13 protein-coding genes are annotated in these 15,358 nt (G+C 40.4%); all 13 read left to right on the top strand.

Features of this window, described 5'->3' with window-relative positions; genetic code table 11:
• The first annotated feature begins 157 nt into the window (after positions 1 to 157).
• The 13 genes from T375_RS00065 to T375_RS00125 all read left to right on the top strand — a co-directional run bounded on the left by T375_RS00065 (position 158) and on the right by T375_RS00125 (position 15,226).
• Complete coding sequence (locus T375_RS00065) at positions 158 to 2,971, top strand: glycoside hydrolase family 3 protein (protein ID WP_044934859.1); 2,814 nt, start codon at positions 158 to 160, stop codon at positions 2,969 to 2,971.
• 17 nt (positions 2,972 to 2,988) lie between these two features.
• Complete coding sequence (locus T375_RS00070; protein ID WP_044933657.1) at positions 2,989 to 4,071, top strand: PTS sugar transporter subunit IIC; 1,083 nt, start codon at positions 2,989 to 2,991, stop codon at positions 4,069 to 4,071.
• Between the two features lie 113 nt (positions 4,072 to 4,184).
• Entirely contained in the window at positions 4,185 to 4,526 is a 342-nt protein-coding gene (locus T375_RS00075; protein ID WP_044933658.1) for a hydrogenase maturation nickel metallochaperone HypA/HybF, read from the top strand.
• A gap of 21 nt (positions 4,527 to 4,547) precedes the next feature.
• Positions 4,548 to 5,387 carry a formate/nitrite transporter family protein gene (locus T375_RS00080; protein ID WP_044933659.1) on the top strand — a complete coding sequence of 280 codons (840 nt, stop codon included), beginning with the start codon at positions 4,548 to 4,550 and terminating at the stop codon, positions 5,385 to 5,387.
• Between the two features lie 26 nt (positions 5,388 to 5,413).
• The gene (locus T375_RS00085; protein ID WP_044933660.1) at positions 5,414 to 6,109 is read left to right on the top strand and encodes an MgtC/SapB family protein; all 696 of its coding nucleotides are present in this window, start codon (positions 5,414 to 5,416) and stop codon (positions 6,107 to 6,109) included.
• A gap of 21 nt (positions 6,110 to 6,130) precedes the next feature.
• A complete protein-coding gene (locus T375_RS00090; protein ID WP_044933661.1) occupies positions 6,131 to 7,708 on the top strand; it encodes a helicase HerA-like domain-containing protein in 1,578 nt (525 codons plus the stop codon).
• 79 nt (positions 7,709 to 7,787) lie between these two features.
• The gene (locus T375_RS12990; protein WP_049960209.1) at positions 7,788 to 9,050 is read left to right on the top strand and encodes a transglutaminase domain-containing protein; all 1,263 of its coding nucleotides are present in this window, start codon (positions 7,788 to 7,790) and stop codon (positions 9,048 to 9,050) included.
• A gap of 6 nt (positions 9,051 to 9,056) precedes the next feature.
• Positions 9,057 to 9,764, top strand: coding sequence for a cysteate racemase (locus T375_RS00100; protein WP_044933662.1), 708 nt, complete (start codon positions 9,057 to 9,059; stop codon positions 9,762 to 9,764).
• A gap of 14 nt (positions 9,765 to 9,778) precedes the next feature.
• Positions 9,779 to 11,287 carry an amino acid adenylation domain-containing protein gene (locus T375_RS00105; RefSeq protein WP_044933663.1) on the top strand — a complete coding sequence of 503 codons (1,509 nt, stop codon included), beginning with the start codon at positions 9,779 to 9,781 and terminating at the stop codon, positions 11,285 to 11,287.
• Positions 11,288 to 11,398: 111 nt separating this feature from the next.
• Entirely contained in the window at positions 11,399 to 11,632 is a 234-nt protein-coding gene (locus T375_RS00110) for a phosphopantetheine-binding protein (protein ID WP_044933664.1), read from the top strand.
• Between the two features lie 3 nt (positions 11,633 to 11,635).
• Entirely contained in the window at positions 11,636 to 13,228 is a 1,593-nt protein-coding gene (locus tag T375_RS00115; RefSeq protein WP_044933665.1) for an MBOAT family O-acyltransferase, read from the top strand.
• 12 nt (positions 13,229 to 13,240) lie between these two features.
• Positions 13,241 to 14,299 (top strand): SGNH/GDSL hydrolase family protein, encoded by a 1,059-nt coding sequence (locus T375_RS00120; RefSeq protein ID WP_242839243.1) that lies wholly within the window; start codon positions 13,241 to 13,243, stop codon positions 14,297 to 14,299.
• A gap of 114 nt (positions 14,300 to 14,413) precedes the next feature.
• Complete coding sequence (locus tag T375_RS00125; protein WP_044933667.1) at positions 14,414 to 15,226, top strand: flagellin; 813 nt, start codon at positions 14,414 to 14,416, stop codon at positions 15,224 to 15,226.
• Positions 15,227 to 15,358: the final 132 nt, after the last annotated feature.

The raw sequence follows: 15,358 nt of genomic DNA on the forward strand, positions 1-15,358 counted from the left end.
TATAAATAAAAATTTATCATTGTGCACAATTAATTGCAAGTTTTATTGATAAAAAAGCCCAAAAATGAAGATGAATTTTGTATAAATAAATGATGCAAGCCATGAATCTGTAATGTATACTCTTGAAAGAATGTTTTGGAGAAAGGATATTGGAGGAATGTCGGGAAAGCTATTTGACGAGAATAAATTTGCAGCTGTGGCGAGACGCGCAGTTGCAGAAGGTGTGGTACTTTTGAAGAATGATGGTGATGTTTTACCACTTCAGAAAGGTACCACTATTTCATTGTTTGGACGTAGTCAGTACAACTACTATAAAAGCGGTACAGGCTCAGGCGGTATGGTAAATACCAGGTATGTTATTGGAGTAAAAGAAGCACTTGAGGCTGATGATAGATATAATCTTAACCAGGATTTAAAAGCAATCTATGATGAATGGATAAAGGAAAATCCATTTGATGCCGGAATCGGATGGGCCAGTGAACCATGGTTCCAAAAGGAAATGGTAATCACTCCAGAAATAGCAAAGGCGGCAGCAGCAAAGTCTGATGTTGCAATTGTGCTTATTGGTCGTACAGCAGGTGAGGACCAGGATAATAGTGTAACGGCAGGCAGCTTCCTTCTTACAGAAGATGAGCACACAATGCTTAAACACGTCACTGATGCATTTGAAAGGACAATCGTTCTTTTGAATGTAGGTAATATTATCGATATGAAGTGGGTTGAAAAGTACAACCCAAGCGCTGTGGCATATATTTGGCAGGGAGGCCAGGAAGGCGGAAATGGTGTTCTTGATGTTTTATCAGGTGATGTAAATCCAGCAGGTCGTCTTTCTGATACTATTGCCTATGATATTGATGATTACCCATCTACAGCAAACTTTGGTAAAAAGAAGAGAAATATCCAGCAGGAAGATATCTATGTTGGATACAGATATTTTGAAACATTTGCTAAGGACAAAGTTTTATATCCATTTGGATTTGGTTTATCCTACACAAGCTTTGATATTAAATGTAGTAGCCTGGAGTTTGATATTACAAATGGTGCTACAGTTGTAGCAACAGTTACTAACACCGGTGCACGCAAAGGACAGCAGGTTGTTCAGCTTTACTTAGAAAAGCCACAGGGCAAGCTGGGAAATCCATCAAGAGTATTGGTAGGATTTGATAAGACTAAGGAAATCGAACCTGGTGAAACAGTGGAATGTGAAATCCACGTACCAGCATACTATATGTCTTGCTACGATGACTCTGGCGTTACAGGCCACAAAAGCGCCTATGTGCTAGAGCAGGGAACATATACATTCTACGTGGGCGGCGATGTGCGAGCAGAGGAGTCGGCTTCAGTAGATATTTCTGAAACTATTGTGGTGGAACAAAAGTCAGAGTTGATGGCACCACCAATTGAATTTACAAGGGTTAAGCCTGAGATAAATGCAGATGGAATATTCTCAGTTGTTTACGAAGCTGTTCCAACTGCATCAAAAACTACAGTTGAGCATCACCTAGAGGAGCTTCCAACAGAAATCACCCAGACAGGTGATAAGGGCTACAAGCTTGTGGATGTTGCCAAAGGCAGAGTATCAATGGATGATTTCATTGCTCAGCTTTCTGATGATGATTTGGTTGCCATCGTTAGAGGCGAGGGAATGAGCTCACCAAAGGTTACACCAGGAACAGGCGGAGCATTTGGTGGTGTTACAGATTCACTTTTAGGTTACGGTATTCCTGTTGCCTGCTGTACAGACGGTCCTTCTGGAATCAGAATGGATTCTGGCAAGAAAGCTTTCGCTATGCCAAATGGAACACTTTTAGCAAGCACTTGGAATCTTGAATTAATGGAAGAGCTTTATCAGTGGGAAGGTTTGGAGCTTCGTAAAAACAAAGTGGATGTATTGCTTGGACCAGGTATGAATCTTCACAGAAATCCTTTGAATGGTAGAAACTTCGAGTATTTTTCAGAGGACCCATTCTTAACAGGTAAGTGCGCTGCATATCAGCTTAAGGGTATGCATAAATACCATATCACTGGAACAATAAAGCATTTTGCTTTGAATACACAGGAGACCTCACGTCACTATGCTGAGCATGTGGCATCTGAGCGCGCAATCCGAGAGCTCTATTTAAAGGGATATGAGATTGCTGTTAAAGAAGCTGGCGCTCATGCTGTTATGACAACTTACGGCCCAGTAAACGGAAGATACACATCTTCAAACTTCGATTTGGTTACAAAAATCCTTAGGGATGAATGGGGCTTTGAAGGTATCGTAATGACGGACTGGTGGGCAAAAGGCGGAAATGCTGGAGCAGGAGACGGAGCTGATATGGCAGACATTGTAGCAGCTCAAAACGACCTTTACATGGTTACAACAAGTGCTGCTGACAACACAAACAATGATAACTCATTGGAGGGCCTTGCAAATGGTACAGTAACTAGAGCTGACTATCAGCGTTGCGCTGCAAACATTTGCAGATTCATTATTTCAAAGCCAGTGTTCTTCAGACTTATAAATGAAAACAATGAGATAGATAATCAGCTTTTAGACGAGGCAGATGAGGAAGAGCTTTCATATGACAATATGATTGACTGCAACTTCAAAGAAAGTGATGTTTTTGCTGTTGATCCAGCTGAAATCAGAACAGGTCGTGACAGTGCCAATATGCTTTCCGTTGCAATCAAAGAACGCGGCGACTACAGACTTACAATGACTGTACGTGCAAAAAATCTTAGCGCACTTGCACAGATTCCTTTGACAGTTTTCAGAGATAGAGATATCGTAAAGACGATAACCCTCACCGGAGAGGACAGAGAGTGGCAGACAGTTTCTGTTGATTTCGCAGACTGCTTTGCAAGCTTCTATATTAAGCTTTACTTTGCCCAGGACGGTATGGAGATAAAGGATGTTAACGTAGAATTTGTATGCTCAAAGGAGCAGGAAATTCACGATATGTTAGCAAGACTTGGAGAAGATTAATTAAGGAGAATTGATAAATGAGAGAATTTTTGAAAAGAAAAAACATCGAGATTTCTGTTAAAAGATATCTTGTAGATGCTCTTGGGGCAATGGCTCAAGGATTGTTCTGTTCACTTCTTATTGGAACAATCATCAATACCATTGGAACTCAGTTTGGAATTGGCTTTTTAACTGTGCCGGTAGCTACAGTTGCCGGTGTGGAATACACAGTTGGTGGTCTTGCCACAGCAATGAGTGGCCCTGCCATGGCAGTTGCAATTGGATATGCTCTCCAGGCACCTCCTCTTGTACTGTTTTCACTTATCACTGTAGGTTTTGCTTCAAATGCTCTTGGTGGAGCAGGTGGTCCACTTGCAGTTTTATTTGTGGCAATCATCTCAGCAGAAATTGGTAAAGCAGTTTCAAAGGAAACAAAAATCGACATATTGGTTACACCTCTTGTAACAATCGGTGTAGGTATTGCCCTTTCAGCATGGTGGGCTCCAGCACTTGGCAAGGCAGCTAGCTCAGTAGGAACTCTTATTATGTGGGCAACAACAAAGCAGCCATTTATTATGGGAATCCTTGTATCAGTAATCGTAGGTATTGCACTTACACTTCCTATTTCATCTGCAGCTATTTGTGCAGCACTATCACTTACAGGACTAGCAGGTGGTGCAGCAGTAGCAGGATGCTGTGCTCAGATGGTAGGTTTTGCATTCATGAGCTTTAAGGAAAACAAATGGGGTGGTCTTATTTCTCAGGGCATTGGTACATCAATGCTTCAAATGGGAAATATTATCAAGAATCCTCGTATTTGGATAGCACCTATTCTGTGCTCAGCTATCACAGGCCCTCTTGCAACATGCCTTTTCAAGCTCGAGATGAACGGTCCTGCCGTTTCATCTGGTATGGGTACATGCGGTCTGGTAGGTCAGATTGGTGTGTACACAGGATGGGTAAATGATGTGGCAGCTGGCTCAAAAGCGGCAATCACAGCATTTGACTGGATTGGCCTAATCCTTATTTGCTTTATCCTTCCAGCAGTTCTTTGCCCAATCTTCAACAAGATTGCAATGAAGCTTGGATGGGTAAAAGAAGGGGATATGAAGCTTCAATAAATATTTTGGCAGCAGATTTCTGCTGCCTTTTTTATTGTCAAAAAATATTTGTTTATAGCATCAATATGAAATAAAATAATAAGAAAAGTAAGGTTTTTACATGAGAGGTTGAAATGCACGAACTAGCAGTGACACAATACGTTTTTGAATTAGTCAATAAACAGGCCGAAAAAAACAATCTTTCAAAAGTAAATATTATTCATTTGCTGATTGGGGATCAGTGTGATTATGTACCTGAGATTATCGAAGAATATCTGCAGGTCATGAGCGAGGGAACACCTCTTGATGGAGTAAAGGTGGATGCCACAGTTAAGGAATCGAAAGTTGTATGCAAGGACTGTGGGGCAGAGTTTACCAGACACGAATTCAAAGATGTTTGCTTGAAATGTGGAAGTGACAATTTAAAACTTAATCGATGCACAGATTTTATAGTGGAAAGAATCGAGGCAGAGTAAAGTTTTAGAAGGGGAGGTCATATGGACAAAATTTTTAATTCACCTGAAGAGGTGATTGAGGCAAATATTTGTGGAGGGGAGAAGAAGGTCAGCCTTCCACTTCCAAAGATGATATTGCTTGGAATTATGGCAGGAGCATTTATCGCTCTTGGAGCTGCCACCAGTTCAACAGCTGCCCATGCAGTGACAAATGTGGGGCTTTCTCGTTTTGTGGCGGGAGCTATTTTCCCAGTAGGACTTATGCTTATCACATTTATTGGTGGAGAGCTTTTCACAGGCAACTGTCTTACATCAATGGGGGCAATGGACCACAGATTTTCATGGGGAAAGGTGATCAGAAATCTTTGTATCATTTGGTTATCTAATCTGGTTGGAGCCTTAATCATAGTGGCTCTCACTTATTTCTCAGGAAATCTTGACTATTCAGCAGGTTTGCTAGGTGCATACTCAATAAAGGTTGCTCTTGGCAAAGCTACAATCACTCCTATAAAAGGAATTGCATCGGGAATACTTTGTAATATTCTGGTTTGTGCCGCCATCTTAATGGGAGCAGCATCAAAGGATGTTTCTGGTAAGGTTTGGGCTATTTTCTTTCCTATCATGGCATTTGTGGTAGGTGGATTTGAGCACTGTGTGGCAAATATGTTTTATATTCCAATGGGCATGCTTGCCGCTACCAATGATACATACGTTGCAAAGGCAGCCGAGGCATACGGTATCACCGCAGATCAGCTTGCTAATCTTTCTGTGGCTGGATTTTTTGCAAATCAAATTCCAGTTACAATCGGAAATATCTTAGGCGGAATGATTTTTGTTGGTTTGCCATGCTATTTGGCTCACTGCAAAAAGAAACAGGCATAATTTTAGACTAAAATGAGGTGGTTTATATGGTAAATACGATAATAGATTACTTGCAGGGCATGGATGATTTGGCAGTAGCAATTAGATTGGTGATAGCAACATCCTGTGGCAGTCTTATTGGCTGGGAGCGTGTAGTTAGAAGACACAGCGCAGGTATTCGTACCTTTGCACTTGTTAGCTTAGGTTCAGCAGTTGCTACAGTTTTAAATATCTATCTGGCACTCATTCCAGAGCTTAATGCCGATGTTAGCCGTATTCCAGCAGGTGTTGTAAGTGGAATTGGTTTTCTTGGTGCAGGTACAATTCTTGTTACAGGTAGAAATCAAATAAAAGGTCTTACAACAGCTGCAACACTTTGGGTTGCTTCATGTATGGGCATGGCTTTTGGTGCTGGATATTTATCGGTGGGGTTTGTATGTTTTGGTCTTGTGCTTATTGCAAATCTGCTGCTCATGCACCTTAGCACACGTGTTGAGGAAAACAGCCGTTATGTAAGCTTGTACATCGAAGTAGAAGAGACAAACGGTATTAAGAAGCTTCGTAAAAGCTTCATGGAAATGGGCTATCAAATCACTAGCATGAACAAGACAAAGGATAAGACCTTATCTGGTACTGATACAGCACTTATGATTGATTTGGATTTCAAGAAGAGACATTCACACTTAAAGCTTATAGATGATCTTAACAATCTTGATTTTGTAAGTTATGTTGAAGAGGTTTAAATAAATATTGGGAGGGCGATTATGATTAGAGAAGGTAAGATTTGGGTTGCAAATACGGAAAAGTCAGAACCGGTATATTTATTACCACAGATGTCAAATAGACATGGGCTTATCGCTGGTGCCACAGGTACAGGAAAGACCATTACGCTGAAGGTTTTGGCAGAATCATTTTCCGACATGGGAGTGCCTGTCTTTCTTGCAGATGTAAAAGGGGACATTGCAGGAATGATTAATCCAGGCCAGGATAGTGCCGATATGCAGGAGCGAATTAAAAGGTTTGGACTTGATAAGGCCGGCTTTGAGTACCATGGATATCCTGTTACTCTTTGGGATATCTACGGCAAAAATGGTATTCAGGCACGTACTACAATTACGGAAATGGGCCCACTTTTACTTTCTAGAATTCTTGGCTTAAATGATAATCAAAGTAGCATACTTTCCATCGTGTTTAAAATTGCAGATGAAAGCAATCTTGCCTTAATAGATACAAAAGATTTAAAGTCCATGCTTAACTATGTGGCTGATAATAACAAGGAATTTGAAGCTGACTATGGAACTCTTAATAAGCAAAGCATCGGTGTTATTCAGAGAGCTGTAGTTGCTCTTGAAATGGCCGGAGGAGACAAGTTCTTCGGAGAGCCTGCCCTTGATATCAGAGATTTCCTTACACTTGGGGAGCAGGGCAGAGGCATGATACATATTTTGGATAGTCAAAGCCTTGTGAACGATGGCAGATTATATTCTACATTCCTTCTTTGGCTTCTTTCAGAGCTTTTCGAAACCATGCCAGAGGTAGGTGATTTGGACAAGCCAAAGATGGTATTCTTCTTTGATGAAGCTCATCTTTTATTCAACGATACACCAAAGCCATTGCTTGATAAGATTGAACAGGTGGTAAAGCTTATTCGTTCAAAGGGAGTAGGAGTATTCTTCGTAACTCAGAATCCACGAGATATTCCAGATGGAGTATTGGCACAGCTGGGAAATAAGGTGCAGCATGCGCTTCACGCGTATACTCCAGCAGAGCAAAAGGCTGTAAAGGCAGCGGCAGATTCCTTCAGAGAAAATCCTGCATTCAAGACAGCAGATGTAATCGAAGCCCTTGGAACAGGAGAGGCGGTTGTTTCGTTCCTACAGGAGGATGGCACTCCATCAATTGTAGAAAAGGTTGCTATTTTGCCACCTCAGTCCCAGATGGGTGGAATTGATGATGCTTCTAGAGATAAGGCTATAAAGTCTAGCATGCTTTATTCTAAATACGCAAATGCGATAGATGCTGAGTCAGCCTACGAACTACTCCTTCGTATGGGTGTAGAAAAGGAACAGGCAGAAGCTCTTGCAAAAGAAGAGGAAGAAGCTGCAAAAGCCAAGGCAAAAGAGGAGGCTGCAGCAGCAAAAGCAGCAGAGCGTGAGAAGGAAAAGGAAGCCAATCGCAAGAAGCGTGCTGCTAAATCAGTAGGCACAACTGTGGCAGGCACTGTAGGACGTGAGCTTGGCAAAAAGGTCGGCAAGCAAATCGGAGGTAAGTTTGGCCAGACACTTGGAGGCAACACTGGCGCTCAGTTGTTTAGAGGTATACTTAATACCTTAATCAAGTAAAAATCTAGCTAAATTTGACTATAATATCCATGATTGCTAAAATTATCCTTGAGTGTAAACGCTCGGGAGAATATGTATCATGGGAATGACAAAATCGTCAAAAAATAATAAGAAAAAAACTAGAAAGATATATAGGCTTTTCATACCATTAGCAGCTGTTATTGCAGTCTGCTTAGGTGTGGGAGCCTATTTTTATTATGACTACTCAAGCAGGGTATATTCCAGCTGTGTTGTAGAGCTTGGTGGGGAAGTATCTGCAGCAGATTTTCTGAAGAATCCGGATCAGACTGCGGAGTTTACAAGTGACACAGTTATCACCACTGATTTCCCAGGCACCTATGATGTAGGGATTGTATCTGGCAAATATACCTATCAGTGCACTTTGGAAGTGCAGGATACTGTTGCTCCAGAGCTTACTGTAAAGCAGCTGACCCGCACAAAGGAAGAAGTTCCAGCAGCCCAGGATTTTGTTGAATCTGTAAGTGATTTATCTGGAGATGTTTCAGTATATTTTGGTGAGGCCATAAGCTTTGATAATTATGGTCAGATTCCTATCACTATTGTTGCTGAGGATGGCTCAGGCAACAAGACAGAAGCAGATACAGTTCTAAATCTCGTTCAGGAATACGATATCGAGCCGCCAGTTATTGAGGGCCAGCTTGATAAAACTGTTTACGCAGGTACATCTGTAAGCTTCAAAACGGACGTGGTTGTCACTGACAATGTGGACACCGATATTGAGGTTCAGGTGGACAGCAGCAAGGTTGATTTGGATACCCCTGGTGAGTACACCGTAGTTTATACCGCCACAGATTCCATGGGCAACATGGATTTAAAGGAAGGCACAATCACCGTTATTCAGCAGGAATACACAGAGGAAGAAGTATTTGCTTTAGCAGATGAGGTCCTTGCAGAGATAATCACTGATGATATGTCTGCTTATGACAAGGCTCATGCCATTTATGTGTGGGTGCAGGGTAATATTGGTTACAGTGAAAGTGATGATAGCGGAGATTGGCTAAAGGGGGCCTACGATGGCCTTAAAAACAGGCATGGCGACTGCTACAATTATTTTGCCGTTAGCAAGGCCTTGCTTACAAGGGCAGGCATTCCAAATGAGGATATCGAAATCATTCCAACCGCCACAAGACATCATTATTGGAATGTAATTGATTGTGGTGAAGGCTGGCGCCATTTTGACACTACACCACGATTGGACAAAAGCTTCAAAGGCTTCTATCTGACAGACGAGGAATTAATGACATACTCAGATGCTCATTATCATTCTCACAACTACGATAGAGAAATTTACACATATTTTAACGACAATCAGGAGCAATAAGGGAGAATGAAAAAGTTAGGTATAATAGGTGGCCTAGGACCTATGGCTACAGCATATTTTATGCGCCGCATTATAGAGATGACAGATGCAGCCACCGACCAGGATAATATTGAAATGGTGATTTATAATTCGCCATCTATTCCAGACCGCACAGGCTACATTTTGGACAATACAAAGGATAGTCCACTGCCAAAGATTATAGACTTGGCAAATCGCCTGGAGTTGCAGGACGTTGATTACATAGCAATTCCATGTATCACTGCACATTATTTCCATCAGCAGATAGCAAAGAGTGTGGATGTGCCAGTTTCCAATGGAATTAGAGAAGCAGCAGATTATTTATCAGAGCATGGTATAAAAAAGGTTGGCATTATGGCCACCGATGGAACAGTTTCCACCAGGCTTTTTGACTCCGTGTTTATGGATTATGGCATTCAGTGTGTTTACCCGGATGGGGAATATCAAAAGCTTGTAATGAGCATCATTTATGATGAGGTAAAGGCAGGCAAGCCTGTTTCCATGAAGGAGTTTGAGCTGGTTAAAAATCAGCTTTTAGCTTCCGGGGCAGAAGTAGTTATTTTAGGATGTACAGAGCTTTCTATAGCAAAAAGAGATAATCATATAGAAGGTGTTCTTGACATAATAGATGTTTTGGCAAGGGATTGTGTAATGAAATGCGCAAGACTCAGGCCAGAATACAAAGAATTAATATAAAGAAGGATAATGAAATGCAAAACAATGTTTTAGACTATATTGATGATAGTCTTGTAAGAGTACCAGACAAGATTGCATACGCTGATGATGAGGTACAGCTTACATTTTCAGATGTTAAAAGCATCATGGATTCTGTAGGAACAAACCTACTTGAAATGGGATGCAGCAGAGAACCAGTTATTGTATTTATGAAGAAGAGCCCAAATACAATTGCTACTTTCTTCGGAGTAATCAATGCAGGATGCTACTACGTTCCAATCGATAGCGAAATGCCTGCTACACGTATTCAGCTAATTCTTGAAAACTGCAAGCCAAAGGTTATCATCTGTGATGATTCAACAGTGGATATTGCAAAAAACTTTGAGTATAAAGCTAAGGTAGTATTGTTCAAAGATATGGTAAATACTAAGCCAGATGTGGATAAGCTTGCTTTAGTTAGAAAGAAAGCTATCGATACTGATCCAATCTATATCGTATTTACATCAGGCTCTACAGGAGTGCCAAAGGGAGTATGTGCATGCCACCGTTCAGTAATCGATTATATCGAGCAACTTTCAGAGACACTTGGATTTAATGAGGATACAGTTTTCGGAAACCAGACACCACTTTATTTTGATGCATGTCTCAAGGAGCTTTATCCAACACTGAAGTTTGGGGCAACCACTTATCTGATTCCACATTCATATTTTATGTTTCCTATTAAGCTTGTGGAATACATTAACGAGCACAATATCAATACAGTTTGCTGGGTTGTATCAGCTCTTACAATGATTAGTGCTTTCAAGACCTTTGATACGGTTGTACCACATACATTAAAGACAATCGCATTCGGCAGCGAAGTCTTCCCAATCAAGCAGTTTAGATTGTGGAGAGCAGCAGTGCCAAAAGCAAAGTTCTTCAATCTCTACGGACCAACAGAGGGCACAGGAATGTGCTGCTACTATCCAGTGGAAAGAGAGTTTGCTGACGATGAGGTTATTCCTGTAGGCTTCCCATTTAAAAACACAGAAATCATGCTTTTAAAGGAAGACAATACACTGGCCGCTGATGGAGAGCAGGGGGAAATCTGCATCAGAGGAACATCAGTAACACTTGGATATTACAACAATCCAGAGAAGACTTCTGAGGCTTATGTTCAGAATCCATTGAACACAGCGTACCCAGAAATCATATATAGAACTGGCGACATAGGGCACATCAACGAATATGGTGAGCTTGTGTTCCATTCTAGAAAAGATTTCCAAATCAAGCACATGGGACATCGTATCGAGCTTGGGGAAATCGAAGCTAACGTAAATCTTGTGCCAGAGATAAAGCTTTCGGGCTGCATCTACGCAAAGGAACAAGGGAAAATAGTGCTTTACTATGTAGGTGACATCACAGAAGGTGACCTTATCAAAGCCCTGAAGACCAAGCTTCCACGCTACATGCTACCAAACAAGGTGAATCGCCTGGAGAACATGCCATTCACAGCAAATGGTAAAATAGACCGTGTAAAGCTAACACAAATGTATAATAATTAAATGAGCTTAGTAGTAAACAAGCTCTTAGGTTTCTTAAGCGAATCGTGTTAGATGAGCGAAGAAACACTAAGGCTTGTTGACGTAACTAAGCGGACTAGGAGGATTAGAAAGATGAACGAGTTATTAGAGATTTTGGAGGATTTACATCCTGAGGTTGATTTTAAGACAGCCACAGATTTAGTTGATGGAGGTATCCTTGATTCATTTGATATTGTTTCGCTTATTTCAGAGATTAACGAGACATTTGATGTAACTATTGGAGCTGCAGAGCTTACACCTGAAAACTTCAATTCCGCAGAAGCAATCTATGCTTTGATTAAGGAAAAGCTAGACGACGAGGACTAAATAATGCTTTTTACTTCATATGGATTTATAGGATTTTTGCTGGCAGTATTTGTGCTGTATTATCTGATTCCTAAAAAGATGCAGTGGCCATTTTTACTTATTGCCAGCTACATTTTTTATTTCATAGCAGATCCTAGATATTTGATTTTTATTGCTATCACAACTGTTTCTACCTTTTATGGTGCAAAGGTTATTTCAGATAAGAAGGTGGCCTTTGATGGATGGTTTAAGGAGCATAAAAAGGAATATGAAAAGGAAGAACGCAAGGCCTTAAAAGCAAAGGAGCATAGTGCTGAAAAGAAAATCTTTTTGGCATGCCTTCTATTCAATTTAGGTATTCTTGCGGTTACAAAATATACCAACTTTACCATCGCCAATATCAATTCATTGTTGGCAGCATTTGGTAGAGCAGACGGGATTTCTTTTGTAGATTTAATCATTCCAATGGGAATTTCTTTCTACACATTCCAGTCTATGGGCTATCTCATTGATGTTTACAATGGTAAGCATGAAGCACAGGATAACCTTTTCAAGTTTGCTCTTTTCGTATCATTTTTCCCACAGTTAGTTCAGGGACCTATTAGCAGATACCATGATTTGAGCCAGACACTTTATGAGGAGCACAGCTTTAATTGGAAGACAGTAAGCTTTGGATTAGAGCGTATTCTATGGGGCTTTTTCAAAAAGCTTGTTATCGCAGATAGAATCCTTGTGGCTGTTCAGGCAATCATTGCAGACACAGATACTTACAACGGTTTCTATGCATTTGCTGGCGCAATGTTTTATGCACTTGAGCTTTACGCAGATTTCACCGGTGGAATTGATATTACCATTGGTGTGGCAGAGACTATGGGAATCAAAGTTACAGAAAACTTTATTCGCCCATACTTCTCAAAGAATATCAAGGAATACTGGAATAGATGGCATATCACCATGGGTACATGGTTTACCGATTACATTTTCTATCCAATCAGTGCCAGCCAGTTTATGATGAAGCTTTCAAAGAAATCAAGAGCACGCCTTGGAAACAACCTTGGTAAGAGAGTGCCTGTTTATCTTTCAAGCTTTATTGTGTGGTTTACAACAGGTATTTGGCATGGTGCAAGCTGGAACTTTATCGTATGGGGACTTGGCAACTTTGTAGTTATCATGATTTCCCAGGAGCTTGAGCCATTTTATCGCTGGTTCCATTCAAAGGTACATGTGCAGGGAACTTTCGGTTGGAGATTATTCCAGGTGGTAAGAACCGTTCTTATTATGTCCAGCCTTCGTATGTTTGATTGCTACAGAGATGTGCCACTTACATTTAAAATGTTTGGAAGCATTTTCAGCCAGTCAAGCCTTAGTCAGCTAAATGCTGAGGCTTTCATTGGTATGGGACTTACAGGATTTGATTATCTTGTGGTGTTTATAGGCATGCTTATTCTTGTGACAGTCAGCCTTATTCAAAGAAGTGGCTGCGTACGTGAAAAGATTTATGGATTTGCTGCACCTGTTCGTTTCATTATTTGGTATGGACTATTTATGGCTACATTAGTATTCGGTGCATATGGCATCGGTTATTCAGCCAGCCAATTTATTTACAATCAGTTTTAGTCGGAGGGTATGATGAAAAAGTTTATAGCGATTATATTATCTTTAGTCATTGCTCTCACCGGCGTTTTCCTTGCCTCCAAGCTGCTTGAGCCTAAATATATGTCAGGCATTTTGGAAGGAGCAATGATTGAGGAATACTATGATGATCCTACAGATCATAATGTGGTATTTATTGGCGACTGTGAATTATACGAAAATATTTCTCCTGTTTATCTTTGGGAGAATTATGGTATCAATTCATATATAAGAGGAAGTGCGCAGCAGTTGATATGGCAATCATATTACCTTGCTGAGGAGACAGTCAAAATGGAGCATCCAGATGTGATTGTTTTCAACGTGCTTTCTATGAAATATAACGAGCCACAGAACGAGGCATACAACAGAATGACTTTGGATGGCATGAAATGGTCATCAAGTAAAGTAAATTCCATAAAGGCCTCAATGACAGATGAGGAAAACTTTATTGACTATGTTTTCCCTATTCTAAGATATCACTCTAGATGGAGTGATTTATCTGCAGATGATTTTAAATACATGTTCCACAGAGATAAGGTTTCCTTCAACGGATACTATATGCGAGTAGATGTAAAGGCTGCAGAGGATGTGCCAGAGGGAAGACCTCTTGCTGACTATCAGTTTGGCGAGAATTCCTACTATTATCTTGATAAGCTAACAAAGCTTTGCAAGGATAATGATGTTAAGCTTGTCCTTGTAAAGGCGCCTACACTTTATCCTTATTGGTATGACGAGTGGGATCAGCAGATAAAAGACTATGCTTCAGCTAACGGCTTGGACTACATCAACTTCCTTGAGCTTCAGGATGAGCTTGGTCTTGATTGGAGCCAGGATACATATGATGGTGGCCTTCATCTTAACTTAGCAGGAGCAGAAAAGCTTTCTGATTATGTGGGAAACATGCTTACCACTGAGTACGGCATTCCAGATAGAAGAGACGAGAGAGCTCTCAACGAATATTGGGATAAGGTAATTGAAAGATATAATGCTGAGATAGATAGACAAACTACCAACCTAAAGCTCTATGGCACTGTCCACGGCCCAGAGGAACAGTAGTATAGAATAATCACATAAAATTCACATGACTTTATGAAAGTGCAGTGTTATAATACGGTTACAAATTGGAAATTTATGTAGTTATATAACGTTTTAAGATTGAGGTGAGTTATTATGAAGATTCAATCTAATGTAAACACAGCACAGTATCAGAACACAATTAATAAAAGAAAGGAAACTGAGGAGCAGCAGAAGAAGGCTTCGAAGGAACTTTCTACAGGCAAAAAAGTAAATACAGCGGCAGATGATGCGGTTGCATTATCCATTTCACAGCAGATTATGAAGGAGGCTAAGTCTCTTACAACAGGCAGCAGTAACATTTCTTATGGAATAGATGCTGCAAATATTGCAGATGGAGCTCTTTCTAATATTACTGATTCTCTTGGAGATATTGAGCAAAACACTGTTCGTGCAATGAACGGTCTTTATTCAGAAAGCGATAGAGCTATTCTTCAGGAGGCAAATGAACAGTCTGTAGCTACAATCAATCAGACTATTAATCAGGCACAGTACAATGAAAAGAATCTACTTGATGGTTCAACAGGAGATATTAATATCTACACTGGTACATCAAGCACTACAATCCAGGAAGCAGATGCAAAGGCTGCAATTGCTGATTTAGAAAACTTTGATGTTTCTGGAAATGGAAATAATATCAGCACTGATGCTTTGGATAAAGCATATTCGTCAATTAGTGATATGCGTAGCCAGATAGGTGCCGAGACTAATGGTTTATCAGCTGCTTATAATGTAAATAACAATACAGCTGAGAACCTTACAAGTGCACAGGCTCAGAAAGAGGATGCTGATTTTTACAAGTCAGTTACTAAAATGAAGTCAAGTGGAGTGGTTGGAGCTGCTCAGAATATGGCTTTGAAGAACCAGATGGAAAGCCAGGAAAATCTTGTATCAAAGATGTTCCAGTAAACTATGTATTTTAATTGCCCTAGACAATAAAATGTCTAGGGTTTTATTTTATAAAAAATGAGTTGACAAATGCAATTCAATTGAGTACAATTAAATCAACTTAAAAGATTGCACGCAATTATTATAGTTTTA

The sequence above is a fragment of the Pseudobutyrivibrio sp. LB2011 genome, from assembly GCF_000701765.1.
GTDB classification, from domain to species: Bacteria; Bacillota; Clostridia; order Lachnospirales; family Lachnospiraceae; genus Pseudobutyrivibrio; species Pseudobutyrivibrio ruminis.